Annotated in this window: 22 protein-coding genes and 7 tRNA genes; 3 read left to right on the top strand and 26 right to left on the bottom strand. The window is 60.2% G+C overall.

Features of this window, described 5'->3' with window-relative positions; all coding sequences use genetic code 11:
• Window positions 1-1,432: 1,432 nt before the first annotated feature.
• From REH59_RS07445 to REH59_RS07430, 4 genes are all read right to left on the bottom strand, one after another.
• Window positions 1,433-1,504: transfer RNA gene (locus REH59_RS07445), tRNA-Arg, on the bottom strand.
• 301 nt (window positions 1,505-1,805) lie between these two features.
• Window positions 1,806-1,880, bottom strand: a tRNA-Arg gene (locus REH59_RS07440).
• A 237-nt stretch (window positions 1,881-2,117) separates the two neighbouring features.
• Window positions 2,118-2,711, bottom strand: a complete 594-nt coding sequence (gene phnN, locus REH59_RS07435) for a phosphonate metabolism protein/1,5-bisphosphokinase (PRPP-forming) PhnN (protein WP_054888707.1) — start codon at window positions 2,709-2,711, stop codon at window positions 2,118-2,120.
• 71 nt (window positions 2,712-2,782) lie between these two features.
• Complete coding sequence (locus REH59_RS07430) at window positions 2,783-2,986, bottom strand: hypothetical protein (protein ID WP_014755754.1); 204 nt, start codon at window positions 2,984-2,986, stop codon at window positions 2,783-2,785.
• A gap of 69 nt (window positions 2,987-3,055) precedes the next feature.
• On the opposite strand from REH59_RS07430, the gene REH59_RS07425 reads away from it, so the two are divergent.
• Window positions 3,056-3,382: an Arc family DNA-binding protein gene (locus tag REH59_RS07425; RefSeq protein WP_003254499.1), complete on the top strand. Its 327-nt coding sequence runs from the start codon at window positions 3,056-3,058 to the stop codon at window positions 3,380-3,382.
• Window positions 3,383-3,488: 106 nt separating this feature from the next.
• On the opposite strand, the gene mgtE is transcribed toward REH59_RS07425, so the two are convergent.
• Window positions 3,489-4,931: a magnesium transporter gene (mgtE, locus tag REH59_RS07420; RefSeq protein ID WP_003254500.1), complete on the bottom strand. Its 1,443-nt coding sequence runs from the start codon at window positions 4,929-4,931 to the stop codon at window positions 3,489-3,491.
• A gap of 193 nt (window positions 4,932-5,124) precedes the next feature.
• On the opposite strand from mgtE, the gene REH59_RS07415 reads away from it, so the two are divergent.
• Window positions 5,125-5,307, top strand: coding sequence for a hypothetical protein (locus tag REH59_RS07415; protein WP_127644222.1), 183 nt, complete (start codon window positions 5,125-5,127; stop codon window positions 5,305-5,307).
• Between the two features lie 20 nt (window positions 5,308-5,327).
• Here REH59_RS07415 and REH59_RS07410 read toward each other — a convergent pair.
• The 21 genes from REH59_RS07410 to acs form a co-directional block, all read right to left on the bottom strand.
• Window positions 5,328-5,404: transfer RNA gene (locus tag REH59_RS07410), tRNA-Arg, on the bottom strand.
• Window positions 5,405-5,477: 73 nt separating this feature from the next.
• A tRNA-Arg gene (locus tag REH59_RS07405) sits at window positions 5,478-5,554 on the bottom strand.
• Window positions 5,555-5,628: 74 nt separating this feature from the next.
• Window positions 5,629-5,705, bottom strand: a tRNA-Arg gene (locus tag REH59_RS07400).
• A gap of 71 nt (window positions 5,706-5,776) precedes the next feature.
• Window positions 5,777-5,853: transfer RNA gene (locus REH59_RS07395), tRNA-Arg, on the bottom strand.
• A 106-nt stretch (window positions 5,854-5,959) separates the two neighbouring features.
• Window positions 5,960-6,050: transfer RNA gene (locus tag REH59_RS07390), tRNA-Ser, on the bottom strand.
• A gap of 72 nt (window positions 6,051-6,122) precedes the next feature.
• Window positions 6,123-6,311: a carbon storage regulator CsrA gene (gene csrA / locus REH59_RS07385; RefSeq protein ID WP_003254503.1), complete on the bottom strand. Its 189-nt coding sequence runs from the start codon at window positions 6,309-6,311 to the stop codon at window positions 6,123-6,125.
• A 166-nt stretch (window positions 6,312-6,477) separates the two neighbouring features.
• On the bottom strand, window positions 6,478-7,713 hold the full coding sequence (locus tag REH59_RS07380) for an aspartate kinase (protein ID WP_014860323.1): 1,236 nt from the start codon (window positions 7,711-7,713) through the stop codon (window positions 6,478-6,480).
• 102 nt (window positions 7,714-7,815) lie between these two features.
• Window positions 7,816-10,440: an alanine--tRNA ligase gene (alaS, locus tag REH59_RS07375; RefSeq protein WP_003254505.1), complete on the bottom strand. Its 2,625-nt coding sequence runs from the start codon at window positions 10,438-10,440 to the stop codon at window positions 7,816-7,818.
• 384 nt (window positions 10,441-10,824) lie between these two features.
• The gene (gene astE, locus REH59_RS07370; RefSeq protein WP_003254507.1) at window positions 10,825-11,832 is read right to left on the bottom strand and encodes a succinylglutamate desuccinylase; all 1,008 of its coding nucleotides are present in this window, start codon (window positions 11,830-11,832) and stop codon (window positions 10,825-10,827) included.
• Between the two features lie 10 nt (window positions 11,833-11,842).
• Entirely contained in the window at window positions 11,843-12,133 is a 291-nt protein-coding gene (locus REH59_RS07365; RefSeq protein WP_003254508.1) for a topoisomerase II, read from the bottom strand.
• Between the two features lie 14 nt (window positions 12,134-12,147).
• Window positions 12,148-13,497 carry an N-succinylarginine dihydrolase gene (astB, locus tag REH59_RS07360; RefSeq protein WP_004577068.1) on the bottom strand — a complete coding sequence of 450 codons (1,350 nt, stop codon included), beginning with the start codon at window positions 13,495-13,497 and terminating at the stop codon, window positions 12,148-12,150.
• 23 nt (window positions 13,498-13,520) lie between these two features.
• A complete protein-coding gene (gene astD / locus REH59_RS07355) occupies window positions 13,521-14,984 on the bottom strand; it encodes a succinylglutamate-semialdehyde dehydrogenase (protein WP_004577069.1) in 1,464 nt (487 codons plus the stop codon).
• Window positions 14,985-16,013, bottom strand: coding sequence for an arginine N-succinyltransferase (astA, locus tag REH59_RS07350; RefSeq protein ID WP_003254513.1), 1,029 nt, complete (start codon window positions 16,011-16,013; stop codon window positions 14,985-14,987). It lies immediately after the preceding gene.
• A 78-nt stretch (window positions 16,014-16,091) separates the two neighbouring features.
• Window positions 16,092-17,111, bottom strand: coding sequence for an arginine/ornithine succinyltransferase subunit alpha (gene aruF / locus REH59_RS07345; protein ID WP_012051578.1), 1,020 nt, complete (start codon window positions 17,109-17,111; stop codon window positions 16,092-16,094).
• 147 nt (window positions 17,112-17,258) lie between these two features.
• Window positions 17,259-18,479, bottom strand: coding sequence for an aspartate aminotransferase family protein (locus REH59_RS07340; protein WP_003254516.1), 1,221 nt, complete (start codon window positions 18,477-18,479; stop codon window positions 17,259-17,261).
• A gap of 527 nt (window positions 18,480-19,006) precedes the next feature.
• A complete protein-coding gene (gene argR, locus REH59_RS07335) occupies window positions 19,007-19,987 on the bottom strand; it encodes a transcriptional regulator ArgR (RefSeq protein ID WP_014861200.1) in 981 nt (326 codons plus the stop codon).
• Between the two features lie 98 nt (window positions 19,988-20,085).
• Window positions 20,086-20,850 (bottom strand): ABC transporter ATP-binding protein, encoded by a 765-nt coding sequence (locus REH59_RS07330; RefSeq protein WP_003254518.1) that lies wholly within the window; start codon window positions 20,848-20,850, stop codon window positions 20,086-20,088.
• Between the two features lie 22 nt (window positions 20,851-20,872).
• Window positions 20,873-21,571: an ABC transporter permease gene (locus REH59_RS07325; protein ID WP_003254520.1), complete on the bottom strand. Its 699-nt coding sequence runs from the start codon at window positions 21,569-21,571 to the stop codon at window positions 20,873-20,875.
• Window positions 21,568-22,257: an ABC transporter permease gene (locus REH59_RS07320; protein WP_014861201.1), complete on the bottom strand. Its 690-nt coding sequence runs from the start codon at window positions 22,255-22,257 to the stop codon at window positions 21,568-21,570. Before REH59_RS07320 ends, REH59_RS07325 begins: the two co-directional genes overlap by 4 nt.
• Before the next feature lie 88 nt (window positions 22,258-22,345).
• A complete protein-coding gene (locus REH59_RS07315; RefSeq protein ID WP_003254524.1) occupies window positions 22,346-23,131 on the bottom strand; it encodes an ABC transporter substrate-binding protein in 786 nt (261 codons plus the stop codon).
• 536 nt (window positions 23,132-23,667) lie between these two features.
• A complete protein-coding gene (acs, locus tag REH59_RS07310; protein ID WP_003254525.1) occupies window positions 23,668-25,629 on the bottom strand; it encodes an acetate--CoA ligase in 1,962 nt (653 codons plus the stop codon).
• A gap of 397 nt (window positions 25,630-26,026) precedes the next feature.
• Between acs and REH59_RS07305 the strand changes: the two genes are divergently transcribed.
• Window positions 26,027-26,281, top strand: coding sequence for a DUF2790 domain-containing protein (locus tag REH59_RS07305; RefSeq protein WP_003254526.1), 255 nt, complete (start codon window positions 26,027-26,029; stop codon window positions 26,279-26,281).
• Window positions 26,282-26,286: the final 5 nt, after the last annotated feature.

Raw genomic sequence — 26,286 nt, 5'->3', positions numbered from 1 at the left:
TTGGCTGAAGAATTTAGTAATGAGACAAAATCGTGTCCGACCTCTGTGGCTATGCGCCCGTCGTCAGTGAGGAGGCTCTGCGTACGTCGCTCCTGCTTTAGATTTGTAACCGCCTGAAGAAGAAGCCTTCACAGAGATGGAACTCGTAGCGCTCCGTCATGCTTGCTGCCATCCCACCAGTGGGCTTGTAGTGTCCCAAACTGAAGCCCGCCGCTCGACATGCGAGTGGTAAGTTGACAGGTATCGCAAAACGTCGGTGACGCCCTGAATCTCGACCTTGACCACAACATTCATCACGCCCCCCCTAAACGACCTTGCTAGCGCCCAGTCAGGGCTTCAGGATACAGCCATGCTGCTGGACCGGAAGTAAGCGTCCGGCGAATTCACCTTCCGAACTTCAGCTTTAGGGCGATGGTGTCCGCGTATTTTCAAGCGGACGCGCTCGCCCTTATCGCCAGGATTTCCATGCGCCAATTGCGTTCCAGGCGGCGGCCCCGGTATCGATATCAGACCTCGCTATATCCAGGGATCTGGGAGCAGGATCTCCTCTCTTCCTCCATCAATTTCCATGCTCAACACAGCTCCCAGAGTGTTAGCCACCGTCTCCCAATGCGCAGCTTTAGCCTTGTACTGCTCAACGTCAGTCCAGCCGCCTCGCTCTGCGCTCAGTGCGGCAACAGCGCATTTGGATGATCTTTCACAAGCAGCTCCGTATGCGGCTAGCAAATGGCGATTCTGGGGAGTGTCCGGCCACTGCTGATTCTGTTCAAAGTCCGACCTGCTGATTGCATGAGTACATCCTGCCAAGGATAAGGTCGACATCTCATTACTCCTTCCATGATGGAGTGTGCTTTGGGACGGCTCTCAATGCCTATCCTTATAGCCAAGTACACGACTCCAGAATTTCTAGCGCCACCTGTCACTGCGGCAGCAGGTGAGGTAATTTCCTTATGTTTGGTAGGTGGGTTCGCCGGACGTAAGCGAAGCGCGAACACAGCGCGATGCTGGCAATCGACACCTCAGGTTGCAGGCATTCCCGAACGACTTGAGTTCTGAAGGGTTTTGGATAACAGGTGCGCTGACGTATGGTGAACCTTGCGATAAGGGCGATGGTATCCACGTATTTTGAGGTGGACACCATCGCCCTTGATGCTGGGATTTGAAGTTGTGTTTGCTGGCTGCTTACAGAGAAACCATGCTGACAGACCGGAAATTAGCGTCGGCATGAATCAGGTGGACCTGCATTGGCCGAGGTCTCGGAAGATCTGTTGTACGTACGGAGACAGAGTGGAAGTTGATCAGTGCAGGGTAGCGCTAACCAACATAGCCGCACCAGGACAGGGCAGCCTTGAAGGGGATGAATAGCTTTACAGAAGTCGACTAAGCCACGCATCAAGCCTGTTGCTGAAACACAAAAAAACTGGAGGGGATTCGCTTCCTGCTGGAGTCGAACCAGCATCTAACCCTTAGGAGGGGCTTGTTCTATCCATTAAACTAAGGAAGCATCGATAGCAATTTTCTAACGTTTCCTTCTCAGAATCAAGGGCTTGGCTATAGCACCCCGGGAGAAGCTTGTCTCTACCTTCATTACACGCCCATCCCTCGAACCAGATACGACCCAGTATTTGACCCTTGGGACCCGTTCTATCCATTGAACTCAAGGAGCAGAGGCGGGGTGACATCTTGCTATCTTCGATCTAGTCGATCAAGCATTTTCTGGCTTATCAGGAGCTTACAAGCTCCGCTTTCACTCTTCTCGTTAGCAAGCTGTGAGCATCACTTACGCACCAACGAGCAAACAAAATTGGCGTCCCCTGCTGGATTCGAACCAGCATCATCCGCTTAGAAGGCGGGTGCTCTATCCCTTGAGCTAAGAGGACTGAACATCATCAGTTGGGTATTTCTGTGCGCAGAGGGGGTTAACCGCACCTACGACGTACCACAGATAAGAACCTGCAACCTTCCCCTTAGGAGGGGGATGCTCTATCCAATTGAGCTACTGAGACGCTACGACCGGCAGCGAGCGCTGCACAGCGGGATGGCCAGCATGTTAACCAGCATGCTGGCGTTTGTCATGCCTCAACTGGGCTTTTTCGCGTAATCCTTTTCTGCCGCTGCTATCCCCGTGGTAGGACGCCCTGATGGCGAAGCAGCGAAACGAATGCGGCGACCGCCGCCTCCAGTGTGGAAGAATTATCCAGCACATGCACCGACGGGTCGGCTGCAGCTTGCAAGCGTGCGCTGCGCGCCAGGCGCTGCTCCACTTCTTCTGCAGTTTCCCGGCCCCGGGCCAGCAAGCGCTGGCGCAGCACCTCAGGCTTGACCTCGACCAACACGGCCAACAAATCCGGGTAGCGCTGACGGGCTTCTGGCAGATAAGCCCGCGAGCCATTCACCAGCACTGCCCTCCCCGCCGCCAACCACTGGTCCACCTGCCGGGGTATGCCATAGTCCAGGCCATTGGCCCGCCAGTGCATGGCAAACGCACCCTGCGCACGCAAGGTATCAAACTGCTCAGGCGTGACCCCTTGGGCAGCTTCGCCTTTGGCTTCGGCCGAACGGGTGATGACCCGGCGGGCAATTTCTACCCCGGCGAGGGCCAGTTGCTCACGCGAAGCGTCGATCAGGGAGTCTTTCCCGGAACCCGACGGCCCAACCAGAAATATCAACCGGCCCGTCCCTGATCGGCGGTCGCTTGCGTCATGTTGCATAGCCACTATGCTCTATGGAGAGAACCGGCGCATTCTAGGGCTTTTCTGGGCATTTTTCTGCGTTTTACCGATTATTGACGGCAAAAGACTGACGGCCAGGCTAGCCAGAGCATGTAAAACTTTTCAAACCAGTGCTCATTTCTGATAATTGGTACTGGCATAAAGCCTTTATCCGGCTCACTATTTGTCACATAATTGACGCCAAGCAAACGGCGACCATGAGGCAAGATGAGCATCCATTTTTCACTGGCGGTTGAACATTTTGTCGTCGCCACGGTCGTACTTCCATCCCGTGCGGCCAATTTGAGAACCGCTTCCCCTGAACCAAACTCTGGTCAATTTATATGCGCCCAATGAAACAGGCTATTTATTCGAGCCGCACCGCTGACAAGTTCGTCGTCCGCCTGCCAGACGGAATGCGTGAGCGCATTGCCGAGGTAGCGCGCAACCACCACCGCAGCATGAACTCCGAGATCATTGCACGCCTGGAGCAGAGCCTTATCCAGGAAGGTGCGCTGGGTGATGAACTGAGCATGCGCCTGGACAGCCCCGAGCTGTCCCTGCATGAGCGCGAGTTGCTGCAGCGTTTCCGCCAACTGTCCCACCGCCAGCAAAACGCCCTGGTCGCCCTCATCGCTCACGATGTGGAAATGGCCGCAGACGCTTCCTGAGGCCTGCAGCGAACACAAAAAAGCCAGCGTAAGCTGGCTTTTTTGTGGATGACTGATTGGCAGCAAAGGCATTTCCCTGCGGGACGCTCCCACAGGGAGGATCGGCTTACAACAGGAACAGCGTCGCCAGCCCCAGGAAGATGAAGAAACCACCGCTGTCGGTCACAGCAGTGATCATCACGCTCGCCCCCATCGCAGGGTCGCGCCCCAGGCGGGCCAATGTCATCGGGATCAGCACGCCCATCAGCGCTGCCAACAACAAGTTCAAGGTCATCGCTGCAGTCATCACCACCCCCAGCGACCAGCTGCCATACAGCCAGAAAGCCACCGCACCAATCACTCCGCCCCAAACCAGGCCGTTGATCAGCGACACCGCCAATTCCTTGCGCATCAAGCGGCTGGTATTGCCTGGCGACACTTGGTCCAGGGCCATGGCGCGGACGATCATGGTGATGGTCTGGTTACCAGAGTTGCCACCAATACCCGCAACGATCGGCATCAGCGCAGCCAACGCCACCAGCTTTTCAATCGAACCTTCGAACAACCCGATCACTCGCGAAGCAACGAACGCGGTAATCAGGTTGATGGCCAGCCACGCCCAACGGTTGCGGAACGAACGCCAGACCGAGGCGAAAATATCTTCCTCTTCACGCAGACCCGCCATGTTGAGGACTTCGCTCTCGCTTTCCTCACGGATCAGGTCAACCATTTCGTCGATGGTCAGACGGCCGATCAGGCGTTCGCTCTTGTCCACCACCGGGGCGGATACCAGGTCATAACGCTCGAAAGCCTGCGCTGCATCGTAGGCATCTTCCTCGGGCTGGAAGGAGACAGGGTCGGTCGCCATGACCTCCGCCACCTTCTTCTCCGGGTCGTTGACCAGCAGGCGCTTGATCGGCAATACCCCCTTGAGGATGCCGTCGTAATCGACCACGAACAATTTGTCGGTGTGGTTCGGCAATTCTTTCAGGCGGCGCAGGTAGCGCAGCACCACTTCCAGGCTGACGTCTTCGCGGATGGTGACCATCTCGAAGTCCATCAGCGCACCGACCTGCTCCTCGTCATAGCTCAGCGCCGAACGCACCCGCTCGCGTTGCTGGGCATCGAGGGTTTCCATCAGCTCGTGAACAACGTCACGCGGCAGCTCTGGGGCGAGGTCGGCCAGTTCGTCGGCGTCCATCTCCTTGGCGGCAGCCAGCAGCTCGTGATCGTCCATGTCGGCGATCAGCGATTGGCGAACCGAATCGGAAACTTCCAGCAGGATGTCGCCATCGCGCTCCGAGCGCACCAGCTGCCAGACCGTCAGGCGATCTTCCAGGGGCAAGGCTTCGAGGATGTAGGCGATGTCGGCGGGGTGCAGGTCATCGAGCTTGCGCTGCAGCTCGACGAGGTTCTGGCGGTGGACCAGGTTTTCCACCAGGTCATTGTGCGCGCCTTCCTGGCGATGGGTCAGGTCTTCGACCATGCGCTGACGCTGCAGCAGTTCGACCACCTGGGCCAGGCGATCCTGCAGGCTTTCTTGCGCTTTTTTAACTTCTACTTCGGTCATAGGCGAACTCCACTCCCAGCAGCGGAGCACGCCGAGGGAATCAATCGGTCAGATCTTTCTGTATGAATCGTGTTAGCGAGTAACTACTGGGTAAGTCCATGGTGGTTTTCCACAAGCCCCGGCGGGGCTGACGGGCGCAATCATACACTGCTAAAGCTGTCAGATCGCTTAAATTTTTGGCCAGAACAATCGTTTGCGTGATAAAGCTGGGACAACGCTCGAAGCTATCAGTGCGACGGTTGTTGTGGATGAGAAAGCACATTTGATTTTTGAGGCCGCTCAGCGGCTCAAGACTACACCGCAATCATTACAGAAGAGCGTAGATCGACAGGCTCAAGAATTCATTGGCGCACAAACAAAAAGCCCGCTCTATTGAGCGGGCTTTTTGATGGGGTATGGCGGACTCAGCAGGATTCGAACCTGCGACCGCTCGGTTCGTAGCCGAGTACTCTATCCAGCTGAGCTATGAGTCCGTGATGGTAGTTTTAGACCAGGTTACCACTGGTTGACTGAAATGGCTTTGCAAGCAGAACCACTTCGAGAAAGTGGCGGACTCAGCAGGATTCGAACCTGCGACCGCTCGGTTCGTAGCCGAGTACTCTATCCAGCTGAGCTATGAGTCCGCGATTGGCAGTTTTAAACCAGATTACCGCTGGTTGACTGAAATGGCTTTGCAAGCAGAACCACTTCAAGAAAGTGGCGGACTCAGCAGGATTCGAACCTGCGACCGCTCGGTTCGTAGCCGAGTACTCTATCCAGCTGAGCTATGAGTCCGCGATTGGCAGTTTTAGACCAGATACCGCTGGTTGATTGAAGCAGCCTTGCAAACAAAGCCACTTCAAAAGTGGCGGACTCAGCAGGATTCGAACCTGCGACCGCTCGGTTCGTAGCCGAGTACTCTATCCAGCTGAGCTATGAGTCCGTATCTTGCCGCGCATTATAGGTCGCTGAAACTTTTTTGCAAGAAGCTTTTCGTTATAAAACAACTACTTAGCGTTCCTACCGTTTACAGCGCCCTACGCAAATAATGGCGGTGAAGGGGGGATTCGAACCCCCGATACCCTTATGAGGTATACTCCCTTAGCAGGGGAGCGCCTTCGGCCACTCGGCCACCTCACCGCAACACGAGGCGAATATTAAAGAACCTCTTTCACCTTTGCAACCCTTTTTTTGAAAAAAACTTCAAAAAAATTAAAGGCTTGGCTCTTCATCCTTCTCCTTCTTGATCCGCAGGTAGATTTCCTCGCGGTGAACTGCCACTTCTTTCGGGGCGCTCACGCCAATACGCACCTGGTTGCCTTTGACGCCAAGCACCGTCACGGTGATCTCGCCGTCTCCAATGATCAGGCTCTCGGCGCACCGACGAGTCAGAATCAACATAGCTTTCTCCTTACGCAAAACATTCAGGGGTAACAGTCTTGGATATCGGGCCGGGTCGCGGACGACGACCATGGCCCCGGTTACTCGCCGCACAGGGCAGGACAGGGCCTGCGCGGCGAGCAGAAACGCGAAGGGCGCGGCAAGCCGCGCCCTTCCAGGCAGCGCCTTACTCGCCCTGTCGGGCAGGAGCATCCAGATCGAACGCGGTATGCAGCGCGCGCACGGCCAGCTCCAGGTACTTCTCTTCGAGCACCACCGAAACCTTGATCTCGGAAGTGGAGATCATCTGGATGTTGATGCTCTCCTTGGCCAGGGCTTCGAACATGCAGCTGGCAACACCGGCGTGCGAACGCATGCCGACGCCAACGATCGAGACCTTGGCGATCTTGGTGTCGCCGATCACTTCACGGGCACCGATTTCGCGCGCAGTGTTTTCCAGCACGCTCTGCGCCTTCTCGTACTCATTGCGGTGCACGGTGAAGGTGAAGTCGGTGGTGTTATCGTGAGCAACGTTCTGCACGATCATGTCGACTTCGATGTTCGAAGCGCTGATCGGGCCGAGGATCTTGAAGGCCACGCCCGGGGTATCCGGCACGCCGCGAATGGTCAGCTTTGCTTCATCACGGTTGAAGGCGATACCGGAAATGATCGGCTGTTCCATGGGTTCCTCTTCATCAATGGTAATGAGGGTACCCGGACCCTCCTTGAAGCTGTGCAGCACGCGCAGCGGAACGTTGTACTTGCCGGCGAACTCCACCGAACGGATCTGCAGCACCTTGGAACCGAGGCTGGCCATTTCCAGCATCTCTTCGAAGGTGATCTTCTCCAGGCGACGAGCCTGTGGCACGACGCGCGGGTCGGTGGTGTAGACGCCATCAACATCAGTGTAGATCTGGCACTCATCAGCCTTCAGCGCTGCCGCCAGGGCCACGCCGGTGGTATCAGAGCCACCACGACCCAGGGTAGTGATGCTGCCGTGCTCGTCGACACCCTGGAAGCCTGCAACCACGACCACGCGACCTTCCTTGAGGTCGGCACGAATCTTCTGGTCGTCGATTTGCAGAATGCGCGCCTTGTTGTGCGAGCTGTCGGTGAGAATACGCACCTGGTTGCCGGTGTAGGACACCGCTGGCACACCACGCTTGATCAAGGCCATGGTCAGCAGGGCAATGGTGACCTGCTCACCCGTCGACACGATCACGTCCAGTTCACGAGGAACCGGCTGATCGGTGATCTGCTTGGCCAAGTCGATCAGGCGATTGGTTTCACCGCTCATGGCCGACAGCACAACCACCAGGTCGTCGCCCGCTTCACGGTGTTTCTTGACCTTTTCGGCTACCTGCTCGATCCGCTCGATGGAACCGACAGAGGTGCCGCCAAATTTCTGTACGATCAACGCCATTTCAATGGTGCCTCAGCCCATACAGGGCCCCAAAAAACAATCCAACATGAAGGGGTGGACGGGAGTGGCCTGTGTGGCCACTAGACCCTCCACCCCCTCATCTCAAAGTCCCTGCTCTGCGAATGGCACGGCCAGCGCCAGGGCCTGGTCCAGGGCAGCGACGTCGACGCCACCACCCTGGGCCATGTCCGGACGGCCGCCGCCCTTGCCACCCACCGCCGCAGCGGCTTGTTTCATCAGATCGCCAGCCTTGAGTTGGCTGGAGAGGTCCTTGGTCACGCCGGCCACCAGCACAACCTTGCCCTCATGCTCGCTGCCCAGCAGGATCACTGCGTGGCCGAGCTTGTTCTTCAGCTGATCGACCAGGGCCAGCAGGGCCTTGCCATCCTGCCCATCCAGGCGGGCGGCGAGGACCTTGGCACCCTTGACCTCAACGGCCGCGTTGGAGAGATCGTCCCCGGCGGCGCTGGCGGCCTTGGCCTGCAGCTGCTCCAGCTGCTTCTCCAGCTGGCGGTTGCGCTCGAGCACAGCCGACAGCTTGTCGATCAGGTTGTCGCGGTTACCCTTGACCAGTTGTGCGGCTTCCTTGACCTGCTCTTCGGCAGCGTTCAGGTAAGCCAGCGCAGCGGCACCGGTTACGGCTTCGATACGGCGCACGCCAGAGGCTACGCCGCCTTCGCTGATGATCTTGAACAGGCTGATGTCACCGGTGCGCTTGGCGTGGATACCGCCGCACAATTCCACCGAAAAATCACCGCCCATGCTCAGCACACGCACGGTGTCGCCGTATTTCTCGCCGAACAGCGCCATTGCGCCTTTGGCCTTGGCAGTTTCGATGTCGGTCAGTTCGGTTTCAACCGGGGTGTTCTTGCGAATCTCGCGGTTGACGATGTCTTCCAGCTGCTTGATCTGCTCCGGCTTCACCGCTTCGAAGTGGCTGAAGTCGAAACGCAGGCGCTGGCTGTCGACCAGCGAGCCCTTCTGCTGTACATGCTCGCCCAGTACCTGGCGCAATGCTTCGTGCAGCAGGTGGGTGGCGGAGTGATTCAACGAGGTGGCGTGCTGTACGTCGGCATCGACCTTGGCCTCGACGGGCGAACCGATCAGCAGCGCACCGCTGGCCACCACGCCGTGGTGCAGGAAGGCGCCGCCGGTCTTGGTGGTATCACGCACGTCGAAGCGTGCAGCACCCGCCTGCAGGAAGCCGCTGTCACCGACCTGGCCACCGGACTCGGCGTAGAACGGCGTGCGGTCGAGCACCACAACGCCCTGCTCGCCTTCACCCAGCTGGTCAACGGATTGGCCGTCCTTGTACAGGGCGATGATCTTGCCCTGGCCCTCGGTGGTGTCGTAACCGAGGAACTCGGTGGCGCTGTCGACCTTGACCAGGCTGTTGTAATCCATGCCGAAGGCGCTGGCGGAACGGGCACGCTCACGCTGGGCGTCCATTTCACGCTCGAAGCCGGCTTCGTCGATAGTCAGTTCACGCTCACGGGCGATGTCGGCAGTCAGGTCCATCGGGAAGCCATAGGTGTCATACAGCTTGAACACCACGTCGCCCGGTACCACGTCGCCTTTCAGCTGGGCCAGGTCTTGCTCGAGGATGCGCAGGCCCTGCTCCAGGGTCTTGGCGAACTGCTCTTCTTCGGCCTTGAGCACGCGCTCGATGTGCGCTTGCTGGCTCTTCAGCTCCGGGAAGGCTTCGCCCATTTCAGCGGCCAGTGCGGCAACGATCTGGTAGAAGAAGCTGCCCTTGGCGCCCAGCTTGTTGCCGTGACGGCAAGCGCGGCGAATGATGCGGCGCAGCACGTAGCCACGGCCTTCGTTGGACGGCAGCACGCCGTCGGCAATCAGGAAGCCGCACGAACGGATGTGGTCGGCGACCACTTTCAGCGAGGCCTGGCCGTCATTGCTGCAACCGATGGCCTGGGCTGCGGCAGCCAGCAGGTTCTGGAACAGGTCGATCTCGTAGTTCGAATGCACGTGCTGCAGCACGGCGCTGACGCGCTCCAGGCCCATGCCGGTGTCCACCGACGGCGCTGGCAGCGGGTGCAACACACCGTCGGCTGTGCGGTTGAACTGCATGAAGACGTTGTTCCAGATCTCGATGTAACGGTCACCGTCTTCTTCTGGCGAGCCAGGTGGGCCACCCCAGATATCCGGGCCGTGATCGTAGAAAATCTCGGTGCATGGGCCGCACGGGCCGGTATCGCCCATGGTCCAGAAGTTGTCGGAGGCGTACGGGGCGCCCTTGTTATCGCCGATGCGCACCATGCGCTCGGCCGGCACGCCGACTTCCTTGGTCCAGATGTCGTAGGCTTCGTCGTCGGTGGCGTAGACGGTGACCCAGAGCTTTTCCTTGGGCAGGTTCAGCCACTGCTCAGACGTCAGGAAGGTCCAGGCAAAGGTAATGGCGTCGCGCTTGAAATAGTCGCCGAAGCTGAAGTTGCCCAGCATTTCGAAGAAGGTATGGTGACGCGCGGTGTAACCGACGTTTTCCAGGTCGTTGTGCTTGCCACCGGCACGCACGCACTTCTGGCTGCTGACAGCACGCGTGTAGGCGCGCTTCTCCGCACCGAGGAAGCAGTCCTTGAACTGGTTCATGCCTGCGTTGGTGAACAGCAGGGTCGGGTCGTTGTTCGGGATCAGCGAACTGGAGGCGACTCGGGTATGTCCCTGCTCTTCGAAGAAGCGAAGGAAGGCTTCACGGATTTCTGCGCTTTTCATAGGTTCTTCCACGGAAACGGCGGCCCTGTTGGGCAAACGCGTCGACGAAACGACGGCAAAGGGCCGCATTATATCGGTCCTGCAGTCTTGATGCAGTGTGTTTATACGATAGAAGCCATCGTTTGGACGGTTTTTCGGGCTATGCAAACGAAAACGACATGACCGGATGCTAAATCCTGTGTTTCGCCACTGGCAAGCCAATTACCGCTTAAGGGAGGGGAAAAGGGAACAGGCGGTGAATTAAAAGGTTTTCATCATGGATAGGATCCGAAACTGTGTCGCCTGGTTCGCGGGTAAACCCGCTCCTACAAGGTATGTGCAAGGCCTTAATGTGGCGCCGTGCCCGTAGGAGCGGGTTCACCCGCGAAACAGGCGACACCGCTCTCACCCCAGCCGCTGCCCCGAATCCGGCACGATCAGAATGCCGGCGCGCAGGCCGTTCCTGACCTTGGGATTGGGGAAGATGATGCGCGCACCCTCCTCCTCAACCACCCAGCGCATCTCGGCCAGGTCTTCAGCCAGCAGGTAACCCTTGCTCAGCTCGGAGAAGTTTTCGATGTCCGCCGGCAGGTGCAGGTGGAAGCTGTCGCTGTGCTTGATGATTTCGCGGGAAACACTGAACAGCTGCAGGCCATCCAGCGAACTTTCGTTTTCGGGCTCGGTAGCCTCGATGATGCGGATCAGCCGCTCTTCGAGCTTGTCGAGGTTCACCTGCTCGTTCTGGCCGAACGGGCGGGCCTTGCCCAACTCCAGGGTGAAAGCTTCAGCCTCAAGCTGTTCGTAGGTGAAAGCACTGAAGGTGATGGACGACTTGCTTTGCAGCAGCACCGCCTCCATACCTGCCGCCGCCAGGCGCGCCAGCTCACGACGGGAGTGCTTGCGCCCCTCTTTATAAGGGTACAAGGCGAATTGCTCGATCTTCGAACCGCGGATGGCAGTATGCAGGTCGTAATGCAGGCGGTTGCGCCCCGGCTTGCTGAAGAACACCCGGGCGAACTGTTCAAGCTCGGCAGCACGCAGTGCTTCGAACCCGCTGGACAGCTCATGGCGACCATTGAACAAGCGGTTGATGTCCTGTTCGATAAAGCGCTCGCCCTTGCGGATCGCCGCCGGGTTGCCGAACAGGAACAGCACCCGTGCCCTGGGTTTGATCTTGCCGTTGGCCACGCCGTGCAGCAGCCGTTCGAGCAATTCGATCGGCGCTGTTTCGTTGCCATGAATGCCGGCGGACAACAGCAAGTCCAGCCCGCAATCTTCGCTTTCGGCCGGACGCACTTCGAGCGCGCCCTCCCCCAGCCATCGCAAACGCGCGCCCCCGGGTGTCACTTGGGTCTTCTCAGCCGGTTCGTGAGCGGTGAGGGTCAGCTCAAGCAATTTGCCAAGGGCGAGCATAGGTGCTTCCTTAGTGGTGGTGACCGCAGTCAGGGCCATGAACGTGATCGTCGTCTTCGCCAAGTTCTGCCGGTTCCATTTCCAGCTGCAGGCTGACCAGATTGGTGGCCATCGGGCGCAGCAGCAAGTTGGCATACTCGGTGTCGTCTTCCTCGACATCCACGCCGATCAGCAACTGGCCACGGCCATCCTGCTGAATCCACACTTCCTTGCCTTGCCAGACCACAGCAAAGCGGGTGCAGGAAGTTTCCAGCTGGGTGCCGTCTTCATCTTCGAGGATCAGGCGCAAGGCGTCGGTCATTACAGAGTCTCTCTTCAAGGTTGGCGTTGGAACGGATACACCGAGCCCAACTTCAGGATCTGGGTCAATTCGTCCAGTGCCGTACGGCATTCCACCAGCAGTTGCGGGTCAGCCAGGTCTGCTTCGCCAAGGCGATCGCGGTAGTGCCTGTCGACCCACTGCAGCAGCGTGTCATACAGCGGGGCCGTCATGATAACGCCTTGGTTGACGGCTGCCAGTTCCGCTTCTTTCAAAGCCACGCGCAAACGCAGGCAGGCGGGGCCGCCGCCGTTTTGCATGCTTTGCTTGAGGTCGAATACCTTGACCTCCTTCACCGGGCCTCCCTGGCTGGTCAGCTGGCCCAGATAGGCCCAGACCCGCTCGTTGTTGCGGCACTCTTCCGGCACGACCAGCAGCATGGAACCATCGTCGCGGCTGAGCAGCTGGCTGTTGAACAGGTAGGAACGCACCGCGTCCTCCACCGCCACCGCGGCCCTGGGCACGCAGATGGCCTGGAAGTTGCCACCCTTGCTGGCCAGTTTAGCTCGCAGTTGCCCAAGTACCGCGTCGGTCTCGAGAAACGCGTCCTCGTGGTAGAACAGCACCTCGCCGTTACCGACCGAAATCACATCATTGTGGAACACACCCTGGTCGATCACCGCCGGGTTCTGTTGAGCGTAGACCACACCGTCATCGCTCAGGCCGTGCAGCCGGGCCACAGCTTGCGAGGCCTCCAGGGTTTGTCGGGCCGGGTACTTCTGTGGCGCGGGGTAACGGCTGTCGAAGGCACTGCGGCCGTAGACAAAAAATTCCACGCCAGCCTCGCCATAGGCGCGGCAGAAGCGCGTGTGGTTGGCCGCGCCCTCGTCACCGAACTGTGCCACGGCAGGCAGCGCAGCGTGGTGGGCAAAGTGTTTCTCGTTGTTGAACATGGCGCCCAGCACGCGGCTGGTGGTCGGGTGTTCGATGCTACGGTGATATTTGCAGTTGAGGTTGGCGGCAGTGAAGTGCACGCGACCGTCAGCAGTGTCGGCACTCGGGCTGACTGTCGCGGCGTTGGCCACCCACATGCTCGAGGCCGAGCAACTGGCCACCAGCAACGGCATGGCCTCGCGGGCGGCGCGCTGGATAACGTCGGCATCGCTACCACTGAACCCCAGGCGGCGCAGCGCCGCCACGTCCGGGCGCTCTTGTGGCGCCAGAACACCCTGCTTGAAGCCCATGTCGGCCAGCGCTTTCATCTTCGCCAGGCCCTGGCGCGCGGCCTCACGCGGGTTGGACGCCTGCTGGCTGTTGCTCTGCGAAGCCACGTTACCGTAAGACAGGCCGCCATAGTTGTGGGTAGGCCCCACCAGGCCATCAAAATTCACTTCATAGGATTTCATCGGCTAGGCTCCGTGACCTGTTGTTATAGGGTGACGCCCGGCGTCAGGGTCGCCGGCAAGGCAAGGCTGGCGGTCTCCAGCGAAGCCACGGGGTAAGCGCAGTAGTCGGCCGCGTAATAGGCGCTGGCGCGATGGTTGCCACTGGCACCCACACCACCGAACGGCGCGCTGCTGGCAGCCCCCGTCAGCTGCTTGTTCCAGTTGACGATGCCAGCGCGACTGCGCAACCAGAAGTACTGGTAGCGGGCCCGCGAATCAGACAGTAAGCCGGCGGCCAGGCCATACTGGGTGTTATTGGCTTCATCGATGGCAGCATCGAAGTCGGCGTAGCGGATCACCTGCAACAGCGGGCCGAAAAACTCTTCGTCCGGGCGGTCAGCCACGGCGGTGACATCGACAATGCCCGGGGTCAGCAGTGCGGCATCGGCCTGCGGCTGAGTCATTTCCAGCAGTTTCACGCCACCTTTGGCGGCCAGTTCAACCTGGGCGGCAAGCAGCGCCCGAGCCGCCTGCAGCGAAATCACCGACCCCATGAAAGGCGCCGGCTGTTCATCGAACGCCCCCACCGTGATGGTTTTGCACACTTCGACCAGGCGCGCGATCAGCGCATCACCCCAGGCGCCTTGCGGCACCAGCAGGCGCCGCGCGCAGGTGCAACGCTGGCCGGCGGAAATGAACGCCGACTGGACAATGGTATACACCGCCGCATCGAGGTCCTTGACCTCGTCCACCACCAGCGGGTTGTTACCCCCCATTTCCAGGGCCAGGATCTTGTCTGGGCGGCCTGCGAACTGTTGATGCAGCAGGTTGCCGGTGCGGCTGGAGCCGGTGAAGAACAGGCCATCGATACCTGGGTTGGCGGCCAGCGCCACACCGGTTTCACGTGCGCCCTGCACCAGGTTCAGCACACCCGCCGGCAGGCCGGCAGCAATCCAGCAGTTGACGGTAAGCTCAGCGACCTTGGGGGTGAGCTCGCTGGGCTTGAACACCACGCAGTTGCCTGCCAGCAGCGCCGGCACGATATGGCCATTGGGCAGGTGCCCGGGGAAGTTGTAAGGGCCGAACACCGCCACGACGCCGTGAGGCTTGTGCCGCAGAACAGCCGTGGCATCGGCCAGCGGACCACTCTTTTCGCCGGTGCGCTCGCGGTAGCTCTGTACTGAAATCGCCACCTTGTTGATCATACTGGTGACTTCAGTCGCAGATTCCCACAGCGGCTTCCCAGTTTCCTCGCCAATGCACTGGGCCATGGCTTCGGCATGCACTTTCAGCTGCGCGGCAAACTTCTCCAGCACATCGATACGTGCCTCCAGGCTCAATTGCGCCCAGGCCGGAAAGGCCTGCCGCGCGGCCTGCACGGCAGCGTCGACCTGGCTGGCGTCAGCGCCCTGCCCTTGCCAGATCACGGCCTGGGTCACCGGGTTGAGCGACTGCAGGGTTTCGCCCTGGCCGGCCTGCCAATTGCCTGCGATGTAATGCGTGGTCATTTACTGGGCCTCCCGGCTGGCCGACAGCGGCACCGCGCGGACATTGTCGCCGACGCCCATGCGCAGGCGCTTGGCGGTCAACGGGTCGACCACCAGGGTGCCGGCGGCCAACCGTGCAGGTGCAGCAGTGATGCGGCAATCGTCGCGCTTGCGGTTGTGGATGATGAAAGGGGTCGCGTCATCGCCTGGCGTACCTACCGCCAGCACCAGGGTCTGGCTCTCGCGCACGGCGCGGATCTTGGCAGTGTCACACTCGATGGCCGGGCCGGCATCGAAGATGTCGACGTAGCCCTGGTAGTTGAAGCCTTCCTGCTTGAGCATGGCCAGCGCCGGCTCGGTGTCTTTGTGCACACGGCCGATCACACTGCGCGCCGCTTCGGACAGGAAGCAGGTGTACAGCGGGAACTTGGGCATCAGTTCGGCGATGAACGACTTGTTGCCCACGCCGGTGAGGTAATCGGCCTGGCTGAACTCCATCTTGAAAAAATGCCGGCCCAGGCTTTCCCAGAACGGCGAACGGCCCTGCTCGTCAGACATGCCGCGCATTTCGGCAATGATCTTCTTGCCGAACAGCTCGGGGAACTCGGCAATGAACAGCATGCGCGCACGCGACAGCAGGCGGCCATTGAGGCCCGAGCGGTAGTCGCTACGCAGGAACAGCGAGCACAGCTCGGAGTTGCCGGTCAGGTCGTTGGCCAGGAACAGCGTCGGGATTTCGCGGTAGATCTTCAGCTCCTGCGAGGCGCTGACAGTCAGGCCGACCCGGTAGTTGTACCAAGGCTCACGCAGGCCGACGGCGCCGGCGATGGCACTGATACCCACCACCAGACCTTCGTCGTTTTCCAGCACGAACAGGTAATCGGTGTCGCCACGCTCGGCTTCGCCACGAAAGCTTTTTTCCGCCCAACCAACGCGATGCCCCAGGCGCTCTTCGTTGGCCGGCAGCGTGGTCAGCCCGGTGGTGCCGGTGCTGCGTGCCAATTCGATCAACGCAGGCAAATCGCTGCTGCGTACAGGACGAACGATCATGCTATCTCCTTGTGCGGCGGCATCGGCCGGCGCGAAACTCTGCTAACGCATCAATCCCGAAACGTCTGTTGCCAGACCTCAAACCGCGACCAGGCGCACGCTGGCGCCCTCGCCCACGCCCAGCGCGTCGGCTGCTGCCACGCTCAGGCTGACCGGCTTGCCAGGCACCCAGTCCAGGTCCAGCAACACCGCGCGGTAGTCCTGCAACAGGCCGTTGCACACCAGGTACGGGCGACCGCCTTTGGCCGGGGCCTCTTCGATCTTCACCGGCACCACCCGGCTCTGGGCGATCGAGCGGATGCCAGAGGTGCGCGCATGCAGGGTCGGGCCGCCGTCGAAGATGTCGATGTAGTGCTCGGTCTCGAAGCCTTCGCGCATGAGTATGTCGAAGGTGATCTGCGCCCGCGGATGTACCTGGCCCATGGCTTCCTGCGCCAGGTCTGGCAACAACGGCACGTAGATCGGGTAGTGGGGCATCAGCTCGGCGAGAAAGGTACGGCTCTTCAGGCCGCACAGGCGCTCGGCGTCGGCATAGTTGAGGTCGAAGAAGTTGCGGCCGATGGCATCCCAGAACGGCGATTCACCCTGCTCGTCGCTGAAGCCGACGATTTCGGTCACCACCGAATCGGCAAAGCGCTCCGGGTGCGCCGCCATGAACAGCAGTCGGCCGCGCGAGTTGAGCTCGGCCCAGCCACTGTTCACCAACTCCGGCGCCACATAGAAGCTGGTCAGCAGGCTGTTGCCGGTCAGATCGTGGCACAGCGACAGCACATGGATCTTGTTGTGTATCTTCAGCTCGCGTGAGGCGTGCACGAATGTTTCGTTACGAAAACTGTAGAACGGCTCGGAGTACCCGGCCGAAGCGACGATGGCCGAGCAGCCGGCCAACTTGCCTGTTTCACTGTCTTCGAGCACGAAAAAGTAACTCTCTTCACCGTTGAAGCTGACCTCGGCGGCGAAGGATGTCTCAGAGGCGGCAATCTTGTCGCCCAGACGAGCAGTGTCGTCCGGCAGCGAGGTGACACCAATGGGGCTGTCTGCAGCCATGCGCTGCACGTCGTTCAGATCAGCCATTTGCGCGGGGCGCATCACCAGCATGGTGTCACTCCTTTGGAATACGGGCCATTCACGTCGGCACGGAAAAACGGCAGGCACCCAGGCACCTGCACTGGAATCGGGTATCGCCGGCCCGGCGTAGCCTCGGGTTGAGGCTGCGCCGGGACCGGCGAAAGGACCGCTGGCGGATCAGCCTTTGGTCAGTGTGGCCACAGCGCGTTCGAAGCGGTCCAGGCCTTCGTCGATGTCAGCGTCTTCAACCACCAGGCTTGGCGCGAAGCGGACCACGTCCGGGCCGGCCTGCAGCACCATCACGCCTTCTTTCTCGGCAGCATTGAGCACGTCCTTGGCCTTGCCTTGCCAGGCCTCGGTCAAGACACAGCCCAGCAGCAAGCCGACGCCACGCACCTGGCTGAACAGGTTGTACTGCTGGCCGATCTGTTCCAGGCGGGTTTTGAAGCGCTCGTGCTTAGCCTTGATACCGGCCAGGGTTTCCGGGGTATTGACCACATCCAGCACCGCGCAGGCAACGGCGCAGCCCAGCGGGTTGCCGCCATAGGTGGTGCCGTGGGTGCCAACGGCCAGGTGCTTGGCCAGCTCGGTGGTGGTCAGCATGGCGCCAATCGGGAAGCCGCCGCCCAGGCTCTTGGCACTGGTCAGAATGTCCGGGGTCACGCCGTAGTGCTGGTAGGCATACAGCGAGCCGGTACGGCCCACGCCAGTCTGCACTTCGTCGAAGATCAGCAGCGCATTGTGCTCGTCACACAGCTTGCGCGCGCCTTCCAGGTAGGCCTTGTCGGCTGGCACCACGCCGCTCTCGCCCTGGATCGGCTCGATCACCACGGCGCAGGTCTTGTCGGAAATCTGTGCCTTCAACGCTTCCAGGTCGTTGTACGGCACATGGCTGATACCGGTGATCTTCGGGCCAAAGCCATCGGAGTACTTCGGCTGGCCACCCACGCTGACGGTAAACAGGGTGCGACCGTGGAAGCTGTTCACGGTGGCGATGATTTCGTGCTTTTGCGGACCGAAGCGGTCATGAGCCACACGACGGGCCAGCTTGAAAGCGGCCTCGTTGGACTCGGCGCCGGAGTTGCAGAAGAACGCGCGGTCGGCAAAGGTGGCGTCCACCAGCTTGTGGGCCAGGCGCAGGGCCGGCTCGTTGGTGAACACGTTGGAGACGTGCCAGAGGGTGTTGGCCTGTTCAGTCAGGGCCTTGACCAGTGCCGGGTGGCAGTGGCCCAGGGCATTGACCGCGATGCCGCCGGCAAAGTCGATCAACTCGCGACCCGACTGGTCCCAGACGCGGGAACCCTCGCCTCGCACAGGAATGAAGGCCGCCGGAGAATAGTTGGGGACCATCACCTGGTCGAAATCGGCACGTTGCACCGGGGCTTGCTCAACGGACATCTGAGTCTCCTGAAGAGGAACGCTGGCCTGGAAGTGGCGAGCGATGGGGGGATTGTAAGGACTGATCCGCGCCTGTCCTTGCGGCCAAGCGACAACTTGTTACAGCGCAAAACCCAGTTTTGACAAGGCTTTCGGCAATGCGACAAACACTGTCGCAATCGCGCAGTGTACGGGAGAGAGGGGGCAGGGTGAACGGGTGTTCACATAGGTTTGTGAGGGGGCAGGATGTACGGCGATGTTGAGGTGTTGGCGGGGAGATCGAGCGCCGCCCGCGCGGCGCTTCGCGGGTAAACCCGCTCCTACGTTTGTTTCGGGCCAGTCCCTCCTGTGCCTGGCGCGCGCGACCGCCTTGTTTGTTCGACGGGATATCGAGGTGTGCGCCAAGGCGTTCGCGCGCAAATGCCACAGGCATAACTGGCCCGAAACAAACGTAGGAGCGGGTTTACCCGCGAAGCGCCGCGTGGGCCGCGCTCGATTTGCACTCCAACATCAACCCCAAGGCATACACCCCGAACCCAACCGAAATCTCAGCCCTTTTCAGCCGGCGCCGAGCTCAATTCAAACGGGCTGCTGCTGCGACGCTGGTTCCGGTCTTCCCGCGGCGTTGCACCAAAGAAGTTACGGTAGGCACTGGAAAAATGCGGCCCCGAGGAGAAGCCACAGGACAGCCCGATCTGGATGATCGACTTGCTGGTCTGCATCAGCATCTGCCGCGCCTTGTTCAACCGCAACTCCAGGTAGTACTGGCTGGGCACACGGTTCAGGTACTGCTTGAAGATACGCTCCAACTGCCGACGTGACACGCACACATGCTGAGCGATTTCGTCGGTGGTCAGCGGCTCTTCGATGTTGGCTTCCATCAGCAACACGGCCTGAGTCAGCTTGGGGTGACTCGAGCCCAGGCGGTTCTGCAGCGGAATACGCTGGCGCTCGCCACCCTCGCGGATGCGTTCTACCACCAGCTCTTCCGATACCGCCCCGGCCAGCTCCGCCCCGTGATCGCGCGCCAGCACCGCCAGCAGCAGGTCGGTCACGGCCATACCGCCGCAGGCGGTCAGTCGGTCGCGATCCCAGTCGAACAGGTGGCTGGTGGCAATCACCTTGGGGAAGCGTTCGGCAAAGTCATCCTGCCAGCGCCAGTGCACGGCTGCCCGGTACCCATCGAGCAGGCCCAGCATGGCCAGCGGATACACACCGGCCGACAAGCCACCGATCAGGCAACCACTGCGCGCCAGTTGCTTGAGCGCCGCTGAAAAGGCAGCCCCCATCGCCGCAGGCGGCTCGTCGGCCAGCAGAAAGAGCTTGTGGCAGCCCTCCAGGCGGCCGGTCCACGGCTCGCCCGGCAGCCGCCAGGCGCCGTCCTGCGCAGGCTCGGCCTGCAGGAAGACCAACTCGTAGACCACATCCGGATGCACACGCTGCGCCACCAGCAACACTTCCTCGGCCAACGCCAGGGTCAAAGGCCTGGTGCTGGGCCAGATGAGAAAACCGATTCGCTGGGTGGTCATAGGGTACGGTCCGAAACCTGAGGTCGTTCGAGTCTGTGCGCCGGGTCAGGCTGCGCTCGCCGCGCAGCATGCCCTATTCTGGTGCAAAAATGCAGCTTTTACTTCAGGCTGCCGGAGAGGAACTGCTGCAGGCGCTCCGACTGCGGATTGGCCAGCACTTCACGCGGGCAGCCGGTTTCTTCCACCAGGCCTTTGTGCAGAAACACCAGCTGGTTGGACACCTCGCGGGCAAAGCCCATTTCGTGGGTCACCACCACCATGGTCCGACCTTCCTGGGCCAGCGCCTGCATCACCTTCAGCACATCACCCACCAGCTCAGGGTCAAGCGCCGAGGTCGGCTCGTCGAACAGCATGACCTCCGGCTCCATGGCCAATGCCCGGGCAATTGCCACACGTTGTTGCTCACCTCCCGACATATGCCCGGGGAAGGCATCCTTGCGATGGGCAACCCCCACCTTGGCCAGGTAGTGCTCGGCCTTTTCCAGGGCTTCCTTCTTGTTCACGCCCAGCACGTGCACTGGCGCTTCGATGATGTTCTCAAGCGCAGTCATGTGCGACCACAGGTTGAAGTGCTGGAACACCATCGACAGGCGTGAGCGCATACGCTGCAATTGACGCGGGTCGGCGGCCTTCAACGCACCATCCTTGCCGGCCACCAGCTTCAGCTCTTCGTTGTTGAGCAGGATCTTGCCGGCGTGCGGCTGCTCCAGCAGGTTGATGCAGCGCAGGAAGGTCGACTTGCCCGAACCGCTGGAGCCGATGATGCTGATGACGTCGCCGGCCTTGGCCGCCAGTGACACGCCCTTGAGCACTTCGTGGCTGCCGTAGCGCTTGTGCAGGTCTTGGACTTCGAGTTTGTACATGCTGTCGATTCTCACAAAGCGGTCAGTGCTTGCGCGGCGCCAGGTAGCCGAGCCAGCGGCGTTCGGCCATCTTGAACAGGCGCACCAGGATGAAGGTCAGGCACAGGTAGAACACGCCCGCCGTGATATAGGCCTCGAAAGGCAGGTAGTACTGGGCATTGACCGTGCGCGCAGCACCGGTGATGTCGATCAGGGTGACGATCGACGCCAGGCTGGTGGTCTGCAGCATCATGATCACTTCATTGCTGTACTGCGGCAGTGCCCGACGCAGTGCCGAAGGCAGCAGGATGCGGCGGTACATTTTCATGCGCGACATCCCCATGGCCTTGGCAGCTTCGATCTCGCCATGCGGCGTCGCCTTGAGGCTGCCGGCAATGATTTCGGCGGTATAGGCACTGGTATTGATGCCGAACGCCAGGCAGGCGCAGAAGGTAGCGCTGGACAGCAGCGGCCAGAAGATACTCTCGCGCACCGCCTCGAACTGGGCCAGGCCGTAGTAGATCAGGAACAGCTGCACCAGCATCGGCGTGCCACGGATGACGTAGGTGTACAGCCATGCAGCAAGGTTGACCACCGGCTGCCTGGATACCCGCATCAGGCCCAGCGGAATGGCTGCCAACAGGCCGAAGAAAAGCGAAATCGCCAGAAGTTTCAGGGTGGTCAGCAGGCCGCCGAAGTACATCGGCAGCGCTTCCCAGACGACGTTGTAGTCGAAGATCATAGTTCAGCCACCTTGACGCCCACCGAGTAGCGGCGCTCCAGATACTTCAGGGCCAGCAGCGAAACACTGGTCAGCACCAGGTACAGCGCCGCCACTGCCAGGAAGAAGGTGAAGGGTTCGCGGGTGGCGTCAGCCGCCTGCTTGGCCTTGAACATCATGTCCTGCAGGCCGACGACCGAAATCAGCGCAGTAGCCTTGGTCAGCACCAGCCAGTTGTTGGTGAAGCCCGGAATGGCCAGGCGAATCATTTGCGGCACCTGGATGCGGAAGAACACTTGGCGGGGGCTCATGCCATACGCCACGCCCGCCTCAGCCTGGCCTTTGGGAATGCCCAAGAAGGCCCCACGGAAGGTTTCCGAGAGGTAGGCGCCAAAGATGAAGCCCAGGGTACCGATACCCGCAACCAGCGGATTCAGATCGATATAGTCTTCATAGCCGAGCAGCGGCGCCACCCGGTTGATGATGTCTTGCCCGCCGTAGAAGATCAGCAGGATCAGGACCAGGTCCGGAATACCACGGATCACCGTGGAATACAGATCGCCCAGCCAGGCCAGCCAGCGCACTGGCGACAAACGCAGCGCCACACCGATCAGGCCGAGCACGATGGCCAGGGCCATCGACGACAGGGCGAGCTGTAGCGTCAGCCACGCCCCGTCGAGGATGACTGCCCCGTAGCCTTTCAACATGATGAGGTCCTCGACCTAGAGAATGAAAAATGGTGCAAACCTCAGAGCCTCTGCTGTTTGCACCATTGCACAGGTGAAACCCGACGTCTTACTTCGAGTCTGGACCGTAGATGTCGAAATTGAAGTACTTACTTTCGATTTCTTTGTACTTGCCGTTGGCACGGATGGCGTCGATCGCCGCGTTGATGCGGTCGACATTGGCCTTGTCACCCTTGCGTACGGCAATACCGATACCGTCACCGAAGTACTTGGCGTCGGTGAAGGCCGGGCCTACGAACGCGAAGCCCTTGCCGGCGTCAGTCTTGAGGAAGCCGTCTTCCAGCAGGGTGGCGTCAGCCACGGTGCCGTCGAGGCGGCCAGCTGCGACGTCCAGGTAGATTTCGTTCTGGGTGCCGTAAGGCACCACGGTGGCACCTTTGGCGCCCAGCACTTCCTTGGCGAAGCGGTCGTGAATGGAGCCGCGCTGCACGCCGATCTTCTTGCCTTTCAGTTCGTCCAGGCTGTCGCTGACGGTGGTGCCGTCCTTCATGACCAGGCGCGCCGGAGTCAGGTAGTAGCGTTTGGTGAAGTCGACCGACTTCTTGCGGTCATCGGTGATCGACATGGACGACAGGATGGCGTCGATCTTGCGCACTTTCAGCGCCGGGATCAGGCCGTCGAACTCCTGCTCGACCCAGGTACACTTGGTTTTCATCTCTTCGCACAGCGCGTTGCCGATATCGTAGTCAAAGCCGGCAATGCTGCCGTCAGGTTGCTTGAAGGCGAAGGGTGGGTAGGCCGCTTCGATGCCGATTTTCAGCGGTTTTTCAGCAGCCTGCGACACCAGGGAAAACACAGACAGCGCCAGGGCGCCAAGCAGTGCGAGCTTCTTCATCAGGTAACTCCATCGGTACGGGGCAATACAAGGCAGGTAACGGCTGCCCGATATGCGAATGAGTACAACGCGAGCCGCGCAGGGTTCGACCAAGGCCGCATACCACGAGCGAGTGAGTGGCATTTTAACGACAGCCCGGTAGTCGATATTTCTTCAAAGCGACAACTACTTATAGAAGCGCTTGAAACCGCCGCGGGCGATGTTGACAGCCAGTGCAGAATATGCAATGGCGCAAGAAATAGAACCTATAGACCTAGCAATTCCTGGGCCTATTATTGGCAAACCCTTGTACGACGGCAAGTGCAGCGTGCCTTGATACACAAAATGCTGTCCCCGATGCACCGAAACGGGCCGGAATTGTTTCCTGGCGCCCCGAACCTGTGCGGGGCCGGTGACAGAACAGTAACCGATGATTGTCGGGTAACAATGCAAGAGCGGGCTTGCCCGCGAATGCATGAGGTCAGGAGACAGCTTAGCCTGAACTGACGCATTCGCGGGCAAGCCCGCTCCTACAGGGGGTATTGCCGGGGAGGGAATTAGGCCGAAGCCAGGTTCATCGCCTTGTGGGTATCGATCAGGTGCTGCACCACACCTGGGTCGGCCAAGGTCGAGATATCGCCCAGGGCGTCGTATTCACCGGTCGCAATCTTGCGCAGGATGCGGCGCATGATCTTGCCCGAGCGGGTCTTCGGCAGCCCTGGCGCCCACTGGATCACATCCGGCGAGGCAATCGGGCCAATCTCCTTGCGTACCCAGTTCTTCAGCTCCAGGCGCAATTGCTCGCTGGCCTCGATGCCGGCATTGAGGGTGACATACACATAAATGCCCTGCCCTTTGATGTCATGCGGCACGCCAACCACTGCGGCCTCGGCAACCTTCGAATGCGCAACCATGGCGCTTTCGATCTCGGCAGTACCCATGCGGTGGCCGGACACGTTGAGCACGTCATCCACACGGCCGGTGATCCAGTAGTAGCCGTCCTCGTCGCGGCGCGCACCGTCGCCGGTGAAATACATGCCACGGAAGGTCTTGAAGTAGGTGTCGACGAAGCGGTCATGGTCGCCGTACAACGAACGCGACTGACCCGGCCAGGAATCGAGGATTACCAGGTTGCCTTCGGCAGCACCGTCGATCAGGTTGCCCAGGTTATCGACCAGGGCAGGCACCACACCGAAGAACGGACGGGTTGCCGAACCCGGCTTGAGGCCGGTGGCGCCAGGCAGCGGGCTGATCAGGATGCCGCCGGTCTCGGTCTGCCACCAGGTGTCGACGATCGGGCAACGCTCCTTGCCGACGGTCTTGTAGTACCAGTTCCAGGCCTCAGGGTTGATCGGCTCACCCACCGACCCCAGCAGACGCAGGCTGGAACCGTCGGCGCCCTCAACAGCTGCCTGCCCTTCAGCCATCATGGCGCGAATGGCAGTTGGCGCTGTGTAGAGGATGTTGACCTTGTGCTTGTCGACGATCTTCGATACGCGGGTAATGTCCGGGTAGTTCGGCACGCCCTCGAACAGCAAGGTGGTAGCGCCGTTGGCCAGCGGGCCGTAGACGATATAGCTGTGGCCTGTGACCCAACCGACGTCGGCGGTGCACCAGTACACCTCGCCCGGGCGGTAATCGAATACGCGTTCATGGGTCAGCGCGGCGTAAACCAGGTAACCGCCCGTGGTGTGCAGCACGCCCTTCGGCTTGCCGGTGGAGCCGGAGGTATAAAGGATGAACAGCGCCTCTTCAGCGCCCATTTCCTTGGGTGCGCAGTGGCTGGAGGCGACTTTCATCAGGTCTTCGTACCAGATGTCGCGGTGCTGGTGCCAGGCAATGTCGCCACCGGTGCGCTTGCACACGATGATTTTCTGCACGCTGCTGGTTTCAGGGTTGGTCAGCGCCAGGTCGACGTTGGCCTTGAGCGGTGTGCGGCGGCCACCACGCACGCCTTCGTCGGCCGTGATCACCACCTTGGACTTGCAGTCGATGATACGGCCAGCCAGCGCCTCGGGCGAGAAGCCGCCGAACACCACCGAGTGAATCGCACCAATGCGTGCACAGGCCAGCATGGCGACCACCGCTTCGGGGATCATCGGCATATAGATGGTGACCACGTCACCGCGGTGCACATCCTGGCCACGCAGGGCGTTGGCGAACTTGCAGACCTGCTCGTGCAACTCGCGGTAAGTGATGTTGCGGTGCTCGGAAGGGTCGTCACCTTCCCAGATGATGGCCAACTGGTCACCGCGCTCTTCAAGGTGGCGGTCCAGGCAGTTGGAGGAAACGTTCAGAGTGCCGTCGGCGAACCATTTGATATCGACATGGTGGTCGTCGAAGGAGGTCTGCTTGACCTTGGTGAACGGCTTGATCCAGTCGATACGCTGGGCCTGCTCGCGCCAGAAGCCGTCCGGGTTGATCACCGATTGCTGGTACATGGCCTTGTAGGTGGCCTCGTCGGTCAGGGTAGTGGCCGCAACCTCGGGACGAACGGGATACAGTGGAGCCGCACTCATCTGTGTTACCTCGGTGTAATAGTTGTTTTTGTATGGAACCGTTTGTAACTGTACCAGAGCGACAAAAGCCATTCGACGTTGGTAGTAATTTGGCACACCCGTTCCGGCAAAACGCTCTGGCGCGGGCATTACAGCCTTGCCGACGAAAAAACGAGGGGTTTGCCACAGGATTGTTACAGATTCTGTCAAAACACTTTATCAAAACACCCACTGTTTCAGCATTGGCCACCGCCATAAAATTCACCTCGCCAGCAACGGCAAGGCGATTAACAACTGGTAACAGCCCCCACGAAGGCAAACGTTAATCCCCCTCTAATCCCGATAGTTAACACTCGCTGTACTCGCGGCGCCATAAGCGCCGCGTGCCCCCTCACGACCTTAGACAGGTAAATAGAAAATGAAAGCTTTACTGGTATTGGTACTTGGCAGTCTTTGCGGCGCGGCAATGGCCGGCGAAGCCAAAGATGCCGAGCAGATTCCGGTTGAACAGTACAGTTACTCGCAGCACCTGGACATTGCTCGCGTCATTTCCATGAGCGAAGTGCCCAATGTGTGCGAAGTCGTGCCCGCCCGCATGACCTACGAGGACTCCCAGGGCCAGAAGCACATTCTCGAATACCGCGTGATGGGGAACGGCTGCTCTAACGGCTGATACCC

The organism is Pseudomonas sp. BO3-4 (genome assembly GCF_034044115.1).
Classification (GTDB): Bacteria; Pseudomonadota; Gammaproteobacteria; order Pseudomonadales; family Pseudomonadaceae; genus Aquipseudomonas; species Aquipseudomonas alloputida.
This window is presented reverse-complemented; position numbering and strand designations above follow the sequence as displayed.